The following is an 18,880-nucleotide window of genomic DNA, read 5'->3' as shown; positions in this document are numbered from 1 at the left end:
ACTGCATCAGGCGTCGGGGGCGGAGCTGGCATTGCTGATGACGGAGGTCGACGGGCTGGCCGCTCTGGCGGGTGCTGCGCGGGTGTCGGTGACGGCGGAGGCGGTCTCCCGCGGGGAGGTCTCCGACAGTGGCGTGAACGTGCACGGCTGGGTGCGTGAGCACGCGCCGTCGCTGCGGCAGGGCGGTGCAGGGCACGTCGCGACGATGGCCTCGGCCATGACCGCCGGTGGCGCGCCGTGGTCGACCGGCGCCGGTCCCGACCCGGAGTCGCCGGTGGGCATCCTGGCGGCTGACGTGGTCACCGGCCGCGCGGGGCCAGCGTTGGCGACGGCGGTGCTGCGCGAGGTCGACCGTCTCGCGCCGCGGCTGCGACCGGAGGCGCTGCCGACGGTGACGAAGGCGCTCATGGATCTCGGGGTGCAGTGGGGTCCGTCGGTGATGCGCCGGTTGCGGCCGCGGCTGCTGGCCGAGCACGGCCTGCCCGGTGAGCTCGACGGGCTCCAGGAGCGGCTGGCCTCCGGCGCCCTGCTGTCGGCACCGGTGGTGGAGTCCGGTGACCTGACGGAGTACCGGCTGCTGATGACCCCGGAGCAGTCGGCGGTGCTGGAGGCGGCGATCGGGCCGCTGTCCGCGCCCGCACCCGACGACGCGACGGGCCAGCGGGACCTGCGCCCGGCCGGACAGCGCCGGGTCGAGGCCCTGACGACGGTCTGCCGCCGATCCAGCGCCCGGGGCGCCGCCGGAGCGGGTGGGGACGGGGCGGCCGCGTCGCCCGCGGCGCTGCACGTGACGATGTCCCTGACCGACCTGCAGGAGCGCACCGGGTGCGCCGAGGTCCTCGGCTCGGTCGCGACCGGCACCCTCCTCGCGCCCGCCACGGTCCGCCGCGTCGCGTGCGACGCCGACCTCGTCCCGCACGTCCTCGGCACCGCCGGGGAGATCCTCGACCTCGGCCGCACGGTCCGGCTGTTCACCCGCGCGCAACGACGCGCCCTGTGGCTGCGGGACCGGTGCTGCACCTACCCCGGATGCGGCGCGCCCGCGGGGTGGACCCAGGCCCACCACGTCGTGCACTGGGCCGACGGTGGCGCCTCCGACCTGGACAACGCGGCCCTGCTCTGCCAGCGCCACCACACCCTCGTCCACACCCGCGGCCTCGTCGCCGACGTCCTTCCCGCCCCCGACGAGCACGGCCGGACCGTCGTGTGGGACCTCACCCCCGGCAGCTACGACCGACATCTCACGCGCCTACGGGCGCGAGCAGACGACACCGACCGACGACAACGCGCACGCCGGCTCCTCCTCGACGCCTTCGGCGACCCCCGCGACGACACCCGCCCCCACGAGCTCCCGCCCGACGACCCACACCGGTGGTCCGCCGCCTGAGCCGGGTGTCGTGGCGGCCCAGCCGGCAAGTCGCCGCAAGCCGGCGGGGGCGACGACGGCCCGGCCGGCGAGTGGCGGCGAGCCGGCTCAGTCGGTGGTGTCGAGTCGGCTGTCGTCGAGGATCGGCGGGGCGACGACCTCGGGGGCCGGCGCCTCGACGTCGACCTCGGAGTGCGCGCCGCACCCGTGGTCCAGGCTCACGACGGAGCCGTCGGACGGGGACCACGCGTTCGCGCACACCCCGAACACGGTCCGCAGGGCCCCCGGCATCGGGAGGAAGAACCCGCACGAGGAGCACGCGGCCCCGGCCTTGCGAGCGACCGGCGCGGCGGGTCCGTGCTCGCCGTCGTACCACCGCTGCGCGGCGGCGTCGCGGCCCTCGGCGGACAGCACGCGCGGACGACCTAGGCCGAGCTCCCACGAGGCGACCGCGTCGACGTCCTCGTCACCGGTGGCCTCCCAGCCGGCCTCGAGGAGCGGGTCGGCGTCGAGGTAGGGGGTGACGTCGCCCGGGCCGAGGTCGCCCGGAGCGAGCCGGGACGCGTACGGCACCCACTCGGGCGACAGGAGCGCATCGGTACCGGGGACGAGGTCGACCTCGCAGACCGTGACGGTCTTCGAGCGCGGGACACGGGCGACGGACACCGCCCAGCGCCAGCCGCGGTAGGCGCGGGAGTCGGAGGCGAAGTAGTGCGTGGCGAGACGGTCCTCGACCATCTCCATCCCGAGGTGCTCGCCGACCGCCCCGGCCTCCGCGACGTCGAGCGCGGCCGCGCGGGCCACCTCGACGGCGTCCCGCAGCGTGGCGTCCGGGCGGACGGCGGTGGCGGCCGCCATCAGAGCTCCAGATCGCCGGCCACGGCGCGCAGCACCTGGGCGACCTTGTTGCCGTGGGACCGGTCCGGGTAGTGACCGCGGCGCAGCCCCTCGGAGACGTCGTCGAGGAGGCGGATGACGTCCTCGACGATGACGACCATCTCGTCGGCGGGCTTGCGGTCGCGGACCTTGCGGCCCGCGGAGACCGACGGAGCGGGGTCGAGGAGGCGGACGGCCATCGCCTGGGCGCCGCGGCGGCCCTCGGCGATGCTGAACTCGATCCGCTGTCCGCCGCGGAGGCCCTCGACGCCCGAGGGCAGCGCGGAGGCCGGGACGAACACGTCCCCCTCGCCGGAGTCCCCGGCGACGAATCCGAAGCCCTTCTCGGCGTTGAAGAACTTCACCTTGCCAGTCGGCACGGTCCACCTCATCCATCGTTCGTGCGGCGGCACCCCGGGCGGATGCCGACGACCCAGGCTAACGGCTGCCGGCGACACCGCGCTGCCCGGTTCCCGGGCCCCGGACGCACCCGGCTCGGCCGATATCGCGTCGCCCGTCGTCGGTGGCCCGTGGCACCTTTGCCCCGTGACCGAGACGACCGCGCCGCCCCCCGGCCCCGGGGCGCCCGAGCCCGCCGCCACCCCACCGGGGACGGACGGCGGCGAGAGCCCGTCACTCACCCTGCGCGGCTTCTGGTTCGCGCTGCCCACCCCGGGCCGCTGGCTGCTGTCGACGACGGCGATCTCCACGCTCGGGCGCGGGATGACACTGCCGTTCACGATCATCTACATGTCCGAGGTCCGCGGCGTCGACCTCGACGTCGCGGGCCCCCTCATGGGCCTCATCGCGCTCGTCGCCGTCGTCGTCACCGCCCCGGTCGGCGTCCTCACCGACCGACTCGGCGCCCGGCCCGTCGTCGTCTCGGGCCTCGTCGCCCAGGTGCTCGGCGCGGTCGTCATGGCGTTCGCGACGACCGTCCCGGCGTTCGTCGTCGCCGTGTCGCTGCTCGGGATCAGCTTCGGGGTCGGCTGGCCGGCCTTCAACGCGATGATCGCGAGCATCGTCACCGGCCGCCTGCGGACGCAGTTCTTCGGCGTGAACTTCGCCCTCGTCAACCTCGGCATCGGGGTCGGCGGGGTCGTCGCGGGCTTCCTCACCGACGTCGACCGTCCGGTCACCTTCACGGCGATCTTCCTCGTCGACGCCGTCTGCGTCCTCGTGCCGATCGGCCTCCTCCTCGGCCCGCTGCGCGCGGTGGCGGGCCGTCCCGAGCCCGCGCAGCCCGGCGCCGGACCCACGACCGGCTACCTCGCGATCCTCCGGCGGCCGGCGGTCCTGTGGATCACCGCGCTCACCTTCCTCAGCAGCTTCGTCGGCTACGGGCAGATGGAGGCCGGCTTCCCCGCGTTCGCGCGGCAGGTGAGCGAGGTCTCGACCCGCACGATCGGGTTCGCCTTCGCCGCGAACACCGCCGTCATCGTCGCGATGCAGTTCCTCGTCCTGCGCCGGATCGACGGCCACCGCCGCACCCGGGTCTTCCTCGGCCTCGTCGCGCTCTGGGTCCTCGCGTGGTCGGTGCTCGGCGCCACCGACCTCGTCGCGGGGACGCTCGCCGCCGCGGCGGGCGTCATCGTCTTCCACGTGTTCTTCGGGCTCGGCGAGACGATGCTGCAGCCGACCGTGCCCGCGATCGTCAACGACCTCGCGTCCGACCGGGACCGCGGCCGCTACAACGCGGTGTCCGCGATGGCCTTCCAGGTCGGGGCGGTCACCGCACCCGTCGTCGCAGGGCTGCTGCTCGACCGAGCCCTCGGAGGGGTCTTCGTCGGCGTGCTCCTCGGCTGCCTCGGGGTCGTCGCCGTGCTCGCGCTCGCTCTGGAGCGGACCGTCACCCCCGAGGTCAACGGCGTGCATCCGTCCCCGTCGGCGTCCTGACCGCCCACCGACGGGCCGCGCCGGCCCGACCGCGCACCGACGGGCGGCGCCGACCGGGTCGGGAGCGCCGGTCGGGCTCAGCCGCCGGAGAGCGCCCGCACCACCCGGGACGGCGAGGGTCGGCCGAGGTGCTCGGCCATCCACGCCGACGTCGCGACGAGGGCGTCGAGGTCGACCCCGGTCTCCACCCCGGCGCCGTCGAGGAGCCAGACGAGGTCCTCCGTCGCGAGGTTGCCGGTCGCCGACTTCGCGTAGGGACACCCGCCGAGGCCCCCGGTCGAGGCGTCGACGACGGTGACCCCGTCCCGCAGCGCCGCAACCGTGTTCGCGAGCGCCTGCCCGTACGTGTCGTGGAAGTGCACCCCGAGGCGGTCCGGTCCGACCCCCGCCGCGGCGAGCGCCTCGAGCAGACGGTGGACGTGCCCGGTCGTCGCCACCCCGATGGTGTCCCCCAGGGAGAGCTGGTCGATGCCGAGGTCGAGGAGACGGCGGCACACGCCGACGACCTGCTCGACCGGGACCGGGCCCTCCCACGGGTCGCCGAAGCACATCGACACGTACCCGCGGACCCACAGCCCCTCGGCACGGGCCCGCTCGACGACGGGCGCGAACATCCCGAGAGACTCCTCGACGTTCCGGTTGAGGTTCCGGCGGGCGAAGGTCTCGGTCGCGCTGCCGAAGACGGCGACCGCCCCCACCCCCGCGGCCAGCGCCCGGTCCAGGCCGCGGACGTTCGGCACGAGCACCGGACGCCGGGCCCCGACCCCGTCCGGCCCGAGCAGCCCGAGGACCTCCTCGGCGTCGGCGAGCTGCGGCACCCACCGGGGGTCGACGAAGGACGTCGTCTCGACCGTACCGAGCCCGGCGGCCGCGAGACGCCGGACGAACTCGGCCTTGACCTCGGCCGGGACGACCGTCGACTCGTTCTGCAGCCCGTCCCGCGGCCCCACCTCGTAGACGGTCACCCGCGACGGCAGCGTCGGGTCGGGTTCCACCTGCGGCAGCGCACGGCTCATCCCCCGATCCTGACACGACGGACCGCCCGCGCCGACGGACAGCCGGGCGATACGCTTCCCGCGGCGACCCGGAGCGGGGCGCCGAGGTCGGACCGGAGGGGACGAGGGTGAGCAGCGACGACGAGCGCCGCGACGCGGCGGACGAGCGGCAGGACGACGCGGCGTCCTGCAGCGACCCCACCGCCCCACCGCCGGGCAGCTGGTCGGGAGGCACGTCCTCGTGGACCCAGCCGGGGTCCGGCGCGACCGACGCGTACGGCCGGCCGGTCCCTCCGCCGCCGGGCGCGACCCAGCCGATCGACCCCGCCCCCGGCGGGACGGCGCAGATCCCGCAGGACGACGGCCGGACCGCGCCGTACGGCCAGTCGCCGACCTACGGCCAGGCCCCGCCCTCCGGCCAGGCCGCGCCGTACGGCCAGTCGCCGACCTACGGACAGGCCCCGCCCTACGGCCAGTCGCCCACCTACGGCCAGGCCGCGCCGTACGGCCAGTCCCCGACCTACGGCCAGGCCCCGCCCCCCGGCGGGCCGGCCGGCTACGGCGCCCCGCCGTACGCCGCGCCCCAGCAGACGAGCACGAGCGCGATCGTGCTCATCGTGCTATCCGCGCTCGCTCTCGTCTCGTGCTGCAACATCTTCGCCATCGGCTCGCTGGTGATGGGAGTCGTCGCGACCGGCCGACAATCCACCGACCCGGAGCGAGCGCGAAGCTTGACCAAGGGAGGCTGGTGGGTCTTCGGAGTCTCGATGAGTCTCGTCGTCCTCGCGATCATCATCTTCTTCGTGCTCGGCCTGTCGGGGGCTTTCGATGAGCCCGGCCCGTACGGCGAGAGCTTCTGAGGCATCCGCCGTTCGGCCTGCCGTCTTGGGCCGCTTCACGCCTCTGACCACGTTCGACCCAGCCACTTCCCAGCGATCTCCCAGCCTCGGGCGGAGAATGACAGGTGTGACGAGCACCCAGACCCCCGAGGCCCGGCTCCTCGTCGTCGAGGACGAGCCGAACATCCGCGAGCTCCTCGCGACGTCGCTGCGCTACGCCGGCTTCGACGTCGCCACCGCCGCCAGCGGCGCCGAGGCGATCAAGGTCGCCGGCGACCACGACCCGGACCTGTGCGTCCTCGACGTCATGCTCCCCGACATGGACGGGTTCACCGTGACCCGCCGGCTGCGGGACCAGGGCCGTCAGCTGCCGATCGTCTTCGTCACCGCGCGCGACTCCGTCGACGACAAGATCAAGGGCCTGACCGTCGGCGGCGACGACTACGTGACGAAGCCGTTCAGCCTCGAGGAGGTCGTCGCCCGCATCCGGGCCGTGCTCCGGCGCACCCGTGAGGGCGACGACGACGACCGCGAGGTGCTCACCTTCGACGACGTCGAGCTCGACGAGGACTCGCACGAGGTGCGCCGCGCCGGGATCGTCATCGAGACCAGCCCCACGGAGTTCAAGCTCCTGCGCTACCTCATGCTCAACCCGAACCGCGTCCTGTCGAAGGCGCAGATCCTCGACCACGTCTGGGACTACGACTTCCGCGGCGAGTCCGGCATCGTCGAGTCCTACATCTCCTACCTGCGTCGCAAGCTCGACGTCGGCGGCCGCCCGCCGCTCATCCACACCAAGCGCGGCGTCGGCTACGTCCTGCGGCTGCCCCCGCAGTGATGGCGGGGCCGACCCCGCGCACCTCCCGGGCCCGGTCCTGGCTCGACGCCGTCGTCCGGTGGCTCGAGGCCGTCCCGCTGCGCACCCGCCTGCTCGTCATCGTCGCCGCCCTCGTCGGCGCGGCCCTGCTCTCCACGAGCCTCATCACCGCCTACCTCCTCAAGAGCGACCTCGACGCCCGGGTGGACGACGAGCTGCGCAGCGTGCTCTCCCCCGTCGCGAGCCAGGCGATCTCCGAGCTGCGCAGCGACGAGGCGAACCCGCTCCCGTCGAGCTACGCGTTCGCCCTCGTCGGGCCGCAGGGCCAGATCACCCGCCTTCCGACGGGCCAGCGGGTCTCGCCGCAGTGGCCGGCGTTGAGCCGGGACGACGAGAAGGTCCGCACCCAGACCCCGTTCACCGTCGGCTCCCAGGACGGCGGGATGCGCTGGCGCTTCGTCGCCGCCCCCGTGGCCGGGAGCGAGACGGTCGTCGCGGTCGGCGTCCCCCTCGAGCCGGTGTCGCACACGGTGACACGGCTGCTGCTGTCGACGGCCCTCCTCGGCACCGTCGCGCTCCTGCTCTCGCTCGCCCTCGGCCACTTCGCCGTCCGTCGGGCGCTGCGTCCCCTGCGGCGGATCGAGGACACCGCAGCCGCCATCGCCGGCGGCGACCTCACCCAGCGCGTGCCCGACCGGACGGCCGCCGACGAGGTGACCTCGCTCTCGGACAGCCTCAACCGGATGCTCGCCCGGGTGGAGTCCTCGTTCGCGGTCCGCGAGGCCAGCGAGGAGCGGATGCGGCAGTTCGTCGCCGACGCCTCGCACGAGCTGCGCACCCCGCTCGCGACGGTGCGCGGCTACGCCGAGCTGTACCGCCAGGGCGCGGTCCGCGAGCCGGAGGACGTCGGCTCCTCGATGGCACGGATCGAGGCCGAGGCGGGGCGGATGAGCGTCCTCGTCGAGGACCTGCTCACCCTCGCCCGCCTCGACGAGGAGCCGGAGGAAGAGGAGCGCGACGTCGACCTCACCGTCCTCGCCGCCGACGCCGTGGCCGACGCGCGCGCCCGGGCCCCCGAGCGCCGGATCGCCCTCGTCGGCCTCGACGGGGACCTCGAGCCCACGGTGACCCGGGGCTCGGAGGCCCGGCTGCGGCAGGTCGTGACGAACCTCGTCGCCAACGCGCTGCGGCACACACCGGAGGGGACACCGGTGGAGGTGGCCCTCGGCGACGGTCCCGACGGTCCGCGCCTGGAGGTCCGCGACCACGGCGACGGCGTCCCCCCGGACATCGCGACGAAGGTGTTCGAACGGTTCTTCCGGGCCGACCCCTCGCGCGGTCGCGGCAGCGGCGGCAGCGGCCTCGGACTCGCGATCGTCGCGGCCATCGTCGGCGCGCACGGCGGCCGGGTGGGGGTCGCGGAGACGCCGGGAGGCGGGGCGACGTTCGTCGTCCACTTCCCACAGCGGACTCCCAGCCGCTGACCAGGGCGGTCCCACCTCGCCGGGGTCGAATGGTGGTCAGTCGAGAGAAGGAGCTGACGCCGCGATGAACGACCAGCAGCAGCCACGGACCGACGGGACCGGCGAGGGCCGCCCGGACTGGACCGCCCCCACCTGGTACACCCCGCACGGCGGGACGACGACCGCCACCCAGCCGGTGGCGTCCGACGCGACGTCCGCCCACCACCCCCAGACCGGCCCCACCGGTCCCGCGGCCTCCCCTCCCCCTCCCTCGGGGCCGCCCGCACCGGTGGGGCCCTCCGGATCGCCGGGTCCCTCCTCCCGGCCCGGGACGCGCCGGATCGCGGAGCTGTCCGCGGTCGCGGTGCTCGCCGCCCTCCTGTCCACGGGCGGCACCCTCGCCGCGGTCCGGCTGGCCGACGACACCCCCGCCTCCACGGGGTCGTCCGCGAGCGAGCCGGACCGCGGCACGGACACCGCTCCGGTGTCCCAGGCCGACGCCTCGAACCCCGACTGGGCGGCCACCGCCGACGCGGTGTCGCCGAGTGTCGTCGCCATCACCGCACGGACCCCGAACGGTCAGGGCGCCGGGTCCGGGGTCATCGTCGACGACGCCGCGCACGTCGTGACGAACAACCACGTCGTCGCCGGGGCCGAGCAGCTGCAGGTGACCCTCGACGACGGTCGGACCTTCGCCGCCGAGATCCAGGGCACCGACCCCTCCACGGACCTCGCGGTCATCACGATCCAGGACGCCCCCGACGACCTCACGCCGGTGTCGATGGGCGACTCCGACGCCCTCACCGTCGGCGACCCGGTCATGGCCGTCGGCAACCCGCTCGGTCTCGCCGGCACCGTGACGACGGGCATCGTGAGCGCCCTCAACCGCCCGGTGACGACCGCGTCCCAGGAGGAGGGGCAGCAGAGCCCGTTCGGGCAGCAGCAGTCCGCGTCCGAGCCGGTCGTCACCAACGCCATCCAGACCTCGGCGGCGATCAACCCCGGGAACAGCGGCGGCGCCCTCGTCGACGCCTCCGGACGCCTCGTGGGGATCAACTCCTCGATCGCCTCGCTCGGGGCCTCCGGCGGGGGCCAGGCCGGGTCCATCGGCATCGGCTTCGCGATCCCGGTCACCGAGGTGCAGAACATCACCGAGCAGCTCATCGAGTCCGGGACCGCCCAGCACGCCTTCCTCGGCGTGCGCCTCCAGGACGGCTCGGCGTCCGACGGCTCCGCGACCCGCGCCGGCGCCGAGATCGTCTCGGTCGAGCCGAACACGCCCGCGGCTGAGGCGGGGCTTCAGGAGGGCGACGTCGTCGTCGCCGTCGACGGGGACCCGGTCGACGGTGCCGACTCCCTCGTCGGCCACGTCCGCGAGCAGGCCATCGGCAGCTCGGTGACCCTCACCGTCCTGCGGGACGGCGCGAGCACGGAGCTGCCCGCCACCCTGAGCGAGCAGGCCGCCACGACCGGCTGACGCCCGCCGCCCACCGACGGGGCGCCCGGGCACGGATGAGTAGCCGTGCTCAGGCGCCCCGGCCGCGCTCCCGGGAGCCTGGTCGCCATGACGACACGGGACGACGTCCAGCGGCTCGAGACCGAGTTCGCCGACGCGATGCAGCGGATGTACGTGGTGGGCAACGGCCTGGCCCGGCTGCGGGCCGACCTCGAGCAGCGCCCGGTCGCGGCCGCCCCGGCCCGCCCCGTGGCGCACCCCGCCGGTGGGCACCCCACCCCCGCGCATCCCGTGCCGCACCCCGCCGGTCCTCCCCGCCCTGCCGCCGCGGCGGCATCGTCGGGTCCCGGAGGTCACGCCGGACACCCGGTCGCCCCCGCCGCGCCGCGGCTCGCGCCCCGCGAGCCCTGGTACCGCCGGGAGGGTGCCGTGACCCGTGTCCTCGCCGTGAGCGGGGCCGTCGTCACGCTCGCCGGGGTCGCCATGCTCCTCGTCATCGCCGTGCGACAGGGCTGGTTCGGCCCCGCCGCGCGGGTCACGGCCGGGGCGCTGCTCGCCGCACTGCTCGGGACCCTCGGGACGCGCGGAGGGGCGCGTGACCGGGCCCGGGGCGAGGCGGCCGGCAGCGCCCCGGTGGCGCTCGTCGCGACCGGGGTGGCCGCGGCCCTCCTCGACGTCGTCGCGGTGACCGTGGCCTACGCCTGGGTCCCCCCGGTCGTCGGCCTGCTCCTCTGCGCGGCCGTCGCGGCGGCGGGGCTGCGGGTGGCGCGGACCTGGTCCAGCGACCTGCTCGCCGTCCTCGTCGTCGTCGGGACCGGGGTCTTCGCGCCCGTCGTCGCCGGTGAGCCCGGCTGGGTGCTGTCCGCCCTCCTCGCCGTCCTCGCCGCCGCCGCGTGGTGGGCCCGGTCCGACAGGCCGGGAGGACCGCTCGCGGTCGTGCGGACCGTGCCGGTCGCCCTGTCCCTGCTCGTCGCGGCCGTCGCCGGCCCCACCGCCGTAGGGCCACTGCTCGCCGTCGCCGTCCTCACCACGGCGGGGACGCTCGCCGTCGCCGTCGGCTCCCCCGGCCGACGTGCCGACGTCGCCTCGTCCGTCGCGGTGGGGATCGCCGTCGTGCCCCTCGTCGTCGCGGCCGCCCAGTCGTCCGGTGCGGACACCCTCGCCCAGGCGACCGTCGCGGCCGCGCTCCTCCTCCTGGCCGTCGCCGCGACCCGGTCCCCGCTCGGCCCGCTCCCCGGCCACCTCGTCGGGACGCTCGCGGCCGGCGGGGCGCTCGCCGCGGTCGTCGCCGTCGTCGACGGCGCGCCCGCCCGGCTCGTCGGGACCGGTCTCCTCCTGCTCGCCCTCGGCCACGCCGCGTCCGCGGGGGCCGGGCGCTCGCGCCTCGGGCTGTGGGTCGGCGGAGGGCTGTCGGTGCTCGCGGTCCTCGCGTGGCTGCCGCGCCCGGTGGCCGCCGTGTCCGTGGGTCTCACCCGGGAGCAGGACCTCCCCGTCGGCTTCGTCGACAGCTGCCTCGTCGTCGCCCTCGCCGCCGTCCTCGTGTGGGCCGTCGGCCGGGTGCCGGGCCTGCCCGGGGTCGTCGGCACGGTCGTGCGGACGCTGGGGCTCGGCGCCGCCCTCGGCGCGACGACGACGGCATCGGTGGCCGTCGGGACGCTGGCCGGTCTGCGGCTCGGGTCCGCCGATGCCGGCTTCACCGCCGGTCACGCCGTCGCCACCGTCGGCTGGATGGTGGCGGCCGCCGCCCTGCTCCTGCACTCCCTCGAGCGCGGTCCGGCCGCGGAGCTCGCCCTCCGCCTCGGTCTCGCGGTGACCGCCCTGGCCGTCGCCAAGCTGTTCCTCTTCGACCTCGCCGCCCTCGACGGCGTCGTGCGATCGCTCGCCTTCCTCGGGACGGGTCTGGTCCTCCTCGCGACCGGCAGCCGCTACTCCCGGGCCTGGGAGCGCTCGCACCCGCGCGCTTCGGACCCCGCCGCCTCCTGACCGCGGCTCGGACGCTCGCCGGCACCGCACGGGGCTCCCGGGTCTGACAGAGTGCTCCGATGCAGCCGATGACCCAGCGGTGGCTCGCGGACACGCGGGCCGCCGTCGCGGGCCTGGACCGGGCCGCCGCCGCGACGGCCGGCGAGGCGCTGCTGGACCGGTGGTCCGAGCCGCACCGGCACTACCACGGGACGACGCACCTCGGCGAGGTGCTCGCCGCCGTCGACGGCCTGCACCGCAGCCTCCGGGTGGCCGCGGACGAGCGTCCGGTGGCGGTGCTCGCGGCGTGGTTCCACGACGCGGTGTACCGGGTGGACGAGCCGGAGTGGAACGAGAAGGACAGCGCCGCCCTCGCCGTCGAGGTGCTCACCGACCTCGGGGCCGCACCGCTGCTCGTGGACCGGGTCGGCCAGGCGGTCCTCGACACCCGGGAGCACGACGTCGGTCCGGACGCCGAGCTCTCCCGGGTCGTCCTCCACGACGCCGACCTGTGGGTGCTCTCCGCCCCCACCGGCCGCTTCGACGAGTACTGCGCCCAGGTCCGCGCCGAGTACCGGCACGTGCCGACCGCCGACTACGCGAGCGCCCGTGCGGCCGTCCTGCGCCCCTTCCTCGCGCGCGAGCACGTGTACGCGTCCGCTCCGGCCCGGTCCGGGTGGGAGCCCCTGGCCCGCGAGAACCTCGCCCGGGAGATCAGCCGCCTCGGGGCCTGAGCACCGCCTCGAGGACCGGCCAGTAGAAGTCGTCGCCGCACAGCGTCACGAGCTCGTCCCACGTCACCCACCGCACGTCGTCGACGTCGTCGAGCAGGCGTGCGGTCGCAGGACGCCGCTCGGGGAGGTCGAGCCGGTACAGCTGCAGGAGGTCGCGCCCGGGGGGCCAGGTGCCGCCGTCGCCGAGGTCGGCGAACCGCTCGTAGCCCACGGGCACCAGGGCCGTGGGGTCGGCGACGAGCCCGGTCTCCTCGTGCAGCTCCCTGACGGCGGCCTCGCGCACGGTCTCCCCGGGGTCCCGCTCCCCGCCCGGCGGCCCCCACTGCCGGCGGCGCACGGAGTGCACGACGAGGTGGTCGCCGCCGGCGTCGACGACGAGCACGACGGCGCAGAACACCCGGCGCTCGTCGACCTCACGGCCGCCGCGCAGGAGGTCGACGAGGGCGCTCGTCCCGTCCGGCAGGTCGGCGCGGACCCGGGCGACGCCCCGGTCCCCCTTGCGCTTGCGCATCCGCAGCCCGCTCGACCGCAGTGCCCGCACGACCTCGCGCCCCTCGACCGGACGCGCCCCGGCCGCGACGACGGCGGCGTACCGCTCCTCGGGGACGTCGTAGTGGTCCCCCTCGTAGCCCCAGGCGGGCAGGCCGGCCCGGCGGGCGAAGGCGTGCAGCTCCTCGATGCTCGTGTCGCTCACGAGGTGCGACCAGCGACGCCCGTGGGCCTCGAACCGGGGCGGGTCGATGAGGAGGGCCACGCGTTCGATCGTAGGGCCGCGCCCTGTGGAAAACCCGACGGCCGCCCGGGCGACCCGGCCTAGGGTCGAGGCAACGGGTCGGCCACCGGGGCCGGCCCCGACGAGGGGGGATCCATGGCTGCCCAGTTCCAGGTCGACACCGACCGCATCAGCGCCGCGTCGGCCGACGTCGCGCGCATCTCCGCCGAGATCGAGGGCCAGGTGGGCGTCATGCTCGCCCGGCTCACCGGGCTGCAGGACGCGTGGACCGGCTCGGCGTCGACCCAGTTCCAGGGGGTCGTCACGCAGTGGCGCGGCACCCAGCAGCAGGTCCGGGAGTCACTCGACGCCATCGGCCAGGTACTGGGCGCCGCGGGTGCCCAGTACGCCGAGACCGAGGCCCAGGCGGTGCGGATGTTCACCTGACGGGCGCCCGCGCCCGGCTCACTCCGAGGCGATCGCCCGCAGGACGTCGAGCCGGGCCGCGCGCCGGCCCGGCCAGAGCGCCGCGAGGACGCCGACGAGGGCGGCGACGGCGACGAACAGCACCAGCTGCGCCCACGGGACGGCGAGCACGTCGATGCCGTCGTCCGCGAGCGAGCGCTGCAGGGCGAGGGCGAAGACGAGACCGAGGCCGATGCCCAGCACGGCGCCGAGCACCGCGATGGCGACCGACTCCAGCCGCAGCATCGTCCGCAGCTGACGGCGGCTCAGCCCGACGGCCCGGAGCAGCCCGATCTCGCGGACTCGTTCGACGACCGAGAGCGCGAGCGTGTTGACGATGCCGAGGACGGCGATGACGACGGCGAGGCCGAGCAGCGCGTAGACGATGAAGAGCAGCCGGTCGATCGGCTCCCGCTGCTCGGCGGCGTACTCGGCCTGGTCCGCCACCGTGACGGTCGGCAGGTCGGCGACGGCGGCGTCGAGGGCTGCGCGCAGGGTGTCGCGGTCGGCCCCCGGGCGCGCCGTGACGTACGTCGTGACGTCCGTCGGGGGGACCCCCAGGGCGTCGAAGGCCTCGAGGGACATCGTGACGTCGGCCTGGAGCACGGCGTCCTCCGTGTACGTCGCGACGACCCGGGCGCTCAGCTGCTGTCCCGCGAAGTCGATGCTCGTGGCGTCCCCCACCGCCAGGCCCGACTGCTGTGCGAGCTCGGCGGAGATCGCGACCCGGTCGGCCCCCAGCCGTTCGAGGGACCCGTCGACGACGACGGGCTGGGACACCCGCGCGAGCTGCCCGGGGTCCACGCCGAACGCACGCTCCCGGTCACCGTCGAGCGTGAGCCGCGCCTGCCGTACCCGCACGACCGCGTCCACCCCGTCGGCGGCGGCGACGGCGTCGGTGACGGAGGGCGAGAAGCCCTGGCCGACGACGCTCGAGACGACGTAGTCCGCGACGACGTCCTCCGCGAGCGCCGCGTCGATGCTCGCCTTCGTCGACGCCCCGAGCACCGCCATGAGGGTGACGAGGGAGACCCCGATCATGAGCGCCGACGCGGTGGCGCCGGTCCGCCGGGGGTTGCGTCGGGCGTTCTGCTCCGCCATCCGGCCGACCGCCCCGAAGGCCCGGCGGTAGAGCACCCCGAGCAGCCCGAGGACCGGCCGGCCGATCACCGGGCTCATCAGCGCGGTGCCGACGAGCACCCCGAAGATGCCACCGCCGAGGACGTAGGTCGGTTCGGCGCTCCACCCCGCGAGGCCCCCGGTCATGCCGACGACCCCGGCGACGAGGAGCAGCCCCCCGACGACGAGGCGCCACCGGGTCCCGCCCTCGGCGAGGGCGGCGTCGTCGCGCATCGCGGCCACCGGGGGCACCCGCCCGGCCCGCCGGGCCGGGAGGTAGGCGGCGAGGAGGGTGACGACGACCCCGACGACGACGGCGACCACGACGGTGCGCGGCCGCAGCACGAGCGGGTCGGAGCCGAGGTCGAGCCCCACGAGCGAGAAGACCCAGCGGATGAGCAGCGCGAGCAGCAGCCCGAGACCCACGCCGACGGCCGAGCCCACGAGGCCGACGACCCCCGCCTCGAGGAGCACCGAGCGCCCGACCTGCCGCCGGGTGGCTCCGATCGCCCGGAGCAGCGCGAGCTCCCGGCTGCGCTGCGCGACGAGGATCGAGAAGGTGTTGACGATGAGGAACGCGCCGACGGTCAGGGCGACGCCCGCGAAGACGAGGAGGAAGGTCGTCACGAAGGACAGCGCCTCGTCGATGAGCGAGGACGCCGCCTCGGCCGCCGCGTCCCCGGTCGTCGCCGACAGCCCGTCCGGCAGCACGGCCTCCACCTCGGCGAGCAGCTCCTCCTGCGAGACGCCGTCGGCCCTCGTCACCCACACCTGGGACCACGCGTCGGCCCCGCCGAGGTAGAGGTCCTGGGCCTGCTCCGGGTCGAGCATGACGATGCTCGCGCCGACGAGCGAGGACCCCCCGAACTCGGCCGTGCCGACGAGGGTCACCTCGACCCGGGGCTCCGTGCCGGACGTCACGAGCGGCATCGTGTCGCCGACGGCGTAGCCGGAGCGTCCCGCGGTACCGGTGTCGAGGACCGCCTCACCGGCGCCGCCGGGCCACCGCCCCTCGACGAGGGTCGCGACGTCCACCCCGTTCGCGGCGGGCCCACCGGTGTAGGACAGCGCGATGCCCGGCGGTCCGGCCGTCCCGACGAGGCCCCCCTCCGCGTCGACGACGTAGGTGCCGAAGGTCGTGATCCGACCGTCGGCGCGGGCCGCCCCAGGAACCTGCGCGAGGGACCGCACCACGTCGTCGGGGATCGTCGCGGACCCGGCCGCTCCCCCGGCGAGCCCGTTCGCGCCGCCGTCGCCGGGCGTCACGACGACGTCGCCGACGGAGCCGCTCGTCAGGCCGGTGAACGCCCGCTCCAGGGTGTCGGTGAAGACGTACGACCCGGCGACGAAGGCGACGCCGAGGACGACGGCGACCGCGCTGAGCAGCAGCCGGAGCTTGTGCGCGAGGATCCCGCGCCACGTCGTCCGCAGCACCGGGTCAGGCCTCGCGCTCGGCGAGCCGGGCCATCCGCTCGAGGACGGACTCGGGCGTCGGGTCGCGCAGCTCGTCGACGACGCGGCCGTCGGCGAGGAAGACGACGCGGTCGGTCCAGCTCGCGGCCGCCGGGTCGTGGGTCACCATGACGACGGTCTGCCCGTGGGTGTCGACCGCCCGCCGGAGGAAGCCGAGCACCTCGGCCCCCGAGGAGGAGTCGAGGTTGCCCGTCGGCTCGTCGGCGAAGACGATGTCCGGGCGGCCGACGAGGGCCCGGGCGCACGCGACGCGCTGCTGCTGGCCCCCGGACAGCTCACCGGGGCGGTGACCGAGCCGGTCGCGCAGGCCGACGGTGTCGACGACCTCGTCGAACCACGCGGGGTCCGGCCGGCGCCCGGCGATGGACAGCGGCAGGAGGATGTTCTCCTCGGCCGTGAGGGTCGGCACGAGGTTGAACGCCTGGAAGACGAACCCGACCCGGTCCCGCCGCAGCTCGGTGAGGCGACGCTCGGACAGCGTCGTGAGGTCGACGTCCCCCACGTGCACCCGCCCGGACGTCACGGCGTCGAGCCCGGCGGCGCAGTGCATGAGGGTCGACTTGCCCGACCCCGAGCGGCCCATGACGGCGGTGAACTCGCCGGCGTGCAGGTCGAGCGAGACCTCGTCGAGGGCGACGACCCGGGTCTCCCCCGACCCGTAGACCTTCGTGAGCGCCTCGACCCGCGCGGCGGGCAGGACGTCGGGGACGGCGTCGGCGGTCATGGCGTCACGCTATGCGACCGGGGCCGCGGCGCCCGCGGCGGTCCGCAGGTCCGGCTCGACCCCGTCCCGGCCCTCGGTCGCCGTGACGGCCGAGCCCTCGACGCGCACGGCGGCGACCTCGCGCAGCTCCGGGTGGTCCGGGTCGTCCCGGACGACGCCGGTGACCCACGTGAGCTCCAGCCGCTCGGGCAGCACCCGGCAGAGGGCGACGTTGTTGTCGAACCACGGCCCCTTCGTCACCGTCCACGGGTAGGCCGGGTCGGGGACACGGTCGGACCGGGAGGCCAGGAAGCGCATCGGGCGCACGAGCGAGCGGGTGAGCATCGACATGACGATCCGGACGGCGCGGGGCATCGGGTTGCGGATCGGCGAGCAGACGGCCTGCACGATCCGCGCGTGCGAGCCGTGCTGGGCCGGGCCGGTGACCTCCGCGAAGTAGGAGTTGTGGACGTCGCCGGAGAGGAAGGTCACCGTCTCCGGCGCCGGTCCGCGCTCGCCACGGGCGAGGCTCATGACCATCGCGAGCACCTCGTCGAAGCCCGCGTTGAAGGCGGCCCAGTGCTCGAGGTCGATGACCCGACGCACCGCCTCCGCCGCGTGCGCCGCGCGCCGGCCGAAGGCCCCGCGGGCGACGACCTCGTCCATCGCCTCGAGGTCGTGCAGCCCGGGCGGCAGGAGGAAGGGCAGGGAGGTGCCGACGAACACGTGCCGGTGGCCACCGCGCAGGGTGTCGTCGAGCCAGCGGGTCTCCACCCGGTCGAGCATCGAGCGGCGGTCGGGACGCAGGTCGCGGGCCGCCCGGGAGTCGAGGACGACGAGCAGCGACTCCCCGAGCTCGCGGGTGTGGCTCCAGCGGTAGGTCTCCGGCTCGGCGTCCGCGCGCGCGGCGAGCGCGTCGAGAGGGCCGGTGACGTCCACCTCGTGCTCGGCTCCCGACTCGGCGTGCTCGAGGACGAGCCGGAAGACCTCCTCCTCGGCGAGCTCCGCCGGGGAGAGGTTGCCGATGTGCTGGTGCACCCAGTAGGCCGCGAGCCCGGAGACGATCCGCTCCTGCCACCACGACGTGGCGCGCATGTCCCGCCGCCAGGACCACGAGGTGTTCCAGTCGTCCCGGATGTCGTGGTCGTCGAAGATCATCGCGGACGGGACCGTCGAGAGCGCCCAGCGGATGACCGGGTCGGACCACGTGAGCCGGTACAGCTCGTCGTACTCCGGGTAGTCCTTGATCTCCTCGCCCGGCGGCTCCTCGAGGCTGCGCCGGGAGCGCATGTACTCCTCGAGCTCCGGGTGCGGGGTCGTGTCGGCGTACACCTGGTCGCCGAGGAGGAGCAGCAGGTCGGGCCGCCCGGCGCGGGCGTCGTCCCGCCAGGCGACGGCGAGGCTGCGCAGGGCGTCGACCCCGTGGACGTCGTTGCCGGCCTCGTCGTGGCTGCCCATCGTCCGGCAGGACCCGAAGGCGAAGTACGGCAGCCGGTCCGGGTCGCTTGTGCGCAGCCGGCTCTGCGGTGCGCCGGGGGCGGGCCAGACGGTGCGCCCGTCGACGGCGACCTCGTACGGCTCGTCCGAGCCGGGCTCCAGGCCCTCGCACACGACGAGGGCGTAGTGCGAGCCGTGGACCCCGAAGGTCGGCACGCTCCACGCCTGCCCGGCCCGGGTCACGGTGACGGTCGCGGCGTCCCGCGTGCGGACCCACACGGTCGCCGAGGTCTCGTCGACGTACCGGAGGAGGGGGCCGAGGAGGAGCGGGTCGTCGTCGCTCGAGGGGGCGGCATGGCTCATCCGCCCATCCTGCCCGCTCCCGCTGGGTCCGTGCTGTGAAGGGCCGGCGCCTGTACGACCGCCTCCTCTCGCCGGGTCCGAGCTCCGACGAGCAGGGTCGGCGCCCGCGAGCCGGGTCCGCGGTCACGGTTCGGGTCGAGGCCCGCGAGCCGGGTCGGCGCCCGCGAGCCGGGTCGGTGTTCGCGAGCCCGCTGCAGCGGGCTC

General features: G+C 75.5%; 16 protein-coding genes. 9 read left to right on the top strand and 7 right to left on the bottom strand.

The window, feature by feature from the left end; translation table 11 throughout:
• The first annotated feature begins 37 nt into the window (after nt 1-37).
• Nucleotides 38-1,387 carry an HNH endonuclease signature motif containing protein gene (locus tag KC207_RS01620; RefSeq protein ID WP_211601141.1) on the top strand — a complete coding sequence of 450 codons (1,350 nt, stop codon included), beginning with the start codon at nt 38-40 and terminating at the stop codon, nt 1,385-1,387.
• A gap of 87 nt (nt 1,388-1,474) precedes the next feature.
• Here KC207_RS01620 and KC207_RS01615 read toward each other — a convergent pair whose 3' ends face one another.
• Both KC207_RS01615 and KC207_RS17000 read right to left on the bottom strand, forming a co-directional pair.
• Nucleotides 1,475-2,224, bottom strand: coding sequence for a DUF3027 domain-containing protein (locus KC207_RS01615; protein WP_211601140.1), 750 nt, complete (start codon nt 2,222-2,224; stop codon nt 1,475-1,477).
• Nucleotides 2,224-2,622 (bottom strand): cold-shock protein, encoded by a 399-nt coding sequence (locus tag KC207_RS17000; RefSeq protein WP_211601139.1) that lies wholly within the window; start codon nt 2,620-2,622, stop codon nt 2,224-2,226. Before KC207_RS17000 ends, KC207_RS01615 begins: the two co-directional genes overlap by 1 nt.
• A 166-nt stretch (nt 2,623-2,788) precedes the next feature.
• Between KC207_RS17000 and KC207_RS01605 the strand changes: the two genes are divergently transcribed.
• Nucleotides 2,789-4,138, top strand: a complete 1,350-nt coding sequence (locus KC207_RS01605) for an MFS transporter (protein ID WP_211601138.1) — start codon at nt 2,789-2,791, stop codon at nt 4,136-4,138.
• Nucleotides 4,139-4,215: 77 nt separating this feature from the next.
• Here KC207_RS01605 and KC207_RS01600 read toward each other — a convergent pair whose 3' ends face one another.
• A complete protein-coding gene (locus KC207_RS01600; protein ID WP_211601137.1) occupies nt 4,216-5,154 on the bottom strand; it encodes a hydroxymethylglutaryl-CoA lyase in 939 nt (312 codons plus the stop codon).
• A 107-nt stretch (nt 5,155-5,261) separates the two neighbouring features.
• On the opposite strand from KC207_RS01600, the gene KC207_RS01595 reads away from it, so the two are divergent.
• The 6 genes from KC207_RS01595 (at nt 5,262) to KC207_RS01570 (ending at nt 12,404) form a co-directional block, all read left to right on the top strand.
• A complete protein-coding gene (locus KC207_RS01595) occupies nt 5,262-5,993 on the top strand; it encodes a hypothetical protein (RefSeq protein WP_211601136.1) in 732 nt (243 codons plus the stop codon).
• 106 nt (nt 5,994-6,099) lie between these two features.
• Entirely contained in the window at nt 6,100-6,810 is a 711-nt protein-coding gene (locus KC207_RS01590) for a response regulator transcription factor (protein ID WP_437179111.1), read from the top strand.
• A complete protein-coding gene (locus KC207_RS01585; RefSeq protein WP_211601134.1) occupies nt 6,810-8,273 on the top strand; it encodes a sensor histidine kinase in 1,464 nt (487 codons plus the stop codon). The genes KC207_RS01590 and KC207_RS01585 overlap by 1 nt, the downstream gene beginning before the upstream one ends.
• A gap of 64 nt (nt 8,274-8,337) precedes the next feature.
• Nucleotides 8,338-9,729: a S1C family serine protease gene (locus KC207_RS01580; protein ID WP_211601133.1), complete on the top strand. Its 1,392-nt coding sequence runs from the start codon at nt 8,338-8,340 to the stop codon at nt 9,727-9,729.
• Nucleotides 9,730-9,816: 87 nt separating this feature from the next.
• Nucleotides 9,817-11,691 carry a DUF2339 domain-containing protein gene (locus KC207_RS01575; RefSeq protein ID WP_211601132.1) on the top strand — a complete coding sequence of 625 codons (1,875 nt, stop codon included), beginning with the start codon at nt 9,817-9,819 and terminating at the stop codon, nt 11,689-11,691.
• 59 nt (nt 11,692-11,750) lie between these two features.
• Nucleotides 11,751-12,404 carry an HD domain-containing protein gene (locus KC207_RS01570; protein ID WP_211601131.1) on the top strand — a complete coding sequence of 218 codons (654 nt, stop codon included), beginning with the start codon at nt 11,751-11,753 and terminating at the stop codon, nt 12,402-12,404.
• Here the strand turns inward: KC207_RS01570 and KC207_RS01565 are convergent.
• Complete coding sequence (locus KC207_RS01565; protein ID WP_211601130.1) at nt 12,385-13,158, bottom strand: DUF4031 domain-containing protein; 774 nt, start codon at nt 13,156-13,158, stop codon at nt 12,385-12,387. The two genes, KC207_RS01570 and KC207_RS01565, sit on opposite strands and share 20 nt — an antisense overlap.
• A 114-nt stretch (nt 13,159-13,272) precedes the next feature.
• Here KC207_RS01565 and KC207_RS01560 point away from each other — a divergent pair, with 114 nt between their 5' ends.
• Nucleotides 13,273-13,563, top strand: a complete 291-nt coding sequence (locus KC207_RS01560) for a WXG100 family type VII secretion target (protein ID WP_211601129.1) — start codon at nt 13,273-13,275, stop codon at nt 13,561-13,563.
• An 18-nt stretch (nt 13,564-13,581) separates the two neighbouring features.
• On the opposite strand, the gene KC207_RS01555 is transcribed toward KC207_RS01560, so the two are convergent.
• From KC207_RS01555 to KC207_RS01545, 3 genes are read right to left on the bottom strand one after another with little or no spacing between them, the layout of a single operon-like run.
• A complete protein-coding gene (locus KC207_RS01555) occupies nt 13,582-16,134 on the bottom strand; it encodes an ABC transporter permease (RefSeq protein ID WP_211601128.1) in 2,553 nt (850 codons plus the stop codon).
• Between the two features lie 4 nt (nt 16,135-16,138).
• A complete protein-coding gene (locus KC207_RS01550) occupies nt 16,139-16,897 on the bottom strand; it encodes an ABC transporter ATP-binding protein (RefSeq protein ID WP_211601127.1) in 759 nt (252 codons plus the stop codon).
• 9 nt (nt 16,898-16,906) lie between these two features.
• Nucleotides 16,907-18,676: an alkaline phosphatase D family protein gene (locus KC207_RS01545; RefSeq protein WP_211601126.1), complete on the bottom strand. Its 1,770-nt coding sequence runs from the start codon at nt 18,674-18,676 to the stop codon at nt 16,907-16,909.
• Nucleotides 18,677-18,880 lie beyond the last annotated feature (204 nt).

This window comes from Phycicoccus avicenniae (assembly GCF_018139485.1).
GTDB lineage: Bacteria > Actinomycetota > Actinomycetes > Actinomycetales > Dermatophilaceae > Phycicoccus > Phycicoccus avicenniae.
The sequence above is the reverse complement of the archived record's forward strand: the minus strand, read 5'-3'. Positions and strand labels throughout refer to the sequence as shown.

What these genes read in the sequence shown, in the direction of transcription:
- KC207_RS01620 (WP_211601141.1), top strand. Translation starts at nt 38, where the DNA reads ATGACGGAGGTCGACGGGCTGGCCGCTCTGGCGGGTGCTGCGCGGGTG.
- KC207_RS01615 (WP_211601140.1), bottom strand. Translation starts at nt 2,224, where the DNA reads ATGGCGGCCGCCACCGCCGTCCGCCCGGACGCCACGCTGCGGGACGCC.
- KC207_RS01600 (WP_211601137.1), bottom strand. Translation starts at nt 5,154, where the DNA reads ATGAGCCGTGCGCTGCCGCAGGTGGAACCCGACCCGACGCTGCCGTCG.
- KC207_RS01585 (WP_211601134.1), top strand. Translation starts at nt 6,810, where the DNA reads ATGGCGGGGCCGACCCCGCGCACCTCCCGGGCCCGGTCCTGGCTCGAC.
- KC207_RS01580 (WP_211601133.1), top strand. Translation starts at nt 8,338, where the DNA reads ATGAACGACCAGCAGCAGCCACGGACCGACGGGACCGGCGAGGGCCGC.
- KC207_RS01575 (WP_211601132.1), top strand. Translation starts at nt 9,817, where the DNA reads ATGACGACACGGGACGACGTCCAGCGGCTCGAGACCGAGTTCGCCGAC.
- KC207_RS01570 (WP_211601131.1), top strand. Translation starts at nt 11,751, where the DNA reads ATGCAGCCGATGACCCAGCGGTGGCTCGCGGACACGCGGGCCGCCGTC.
- KC207_RS01560 (WP_211601129.1), top strand. Translation starts at nt 13,273, where the DNA reads ATGGCTGCCCAGTTCCAGGTCGACACCGACCGCATCAGCGCCGCGTCG.
- KC207_RS01550 (WP_211601127.1), bottom strand. Translation starts at nt 16,897, where the DNA reads ATGACCGCCGACGCCGTCCCCGACGTCCTGCCCGCCGCGCGGGTCGAG.
- KC207_RS01545 (WP_211601126.1), bottom strand. Translation starts at nt 18,676, where the DNA reads ATGAGCCATGCCGCCCCCTCGAGCGACGACGACCCGCTCCTCCTCGGC.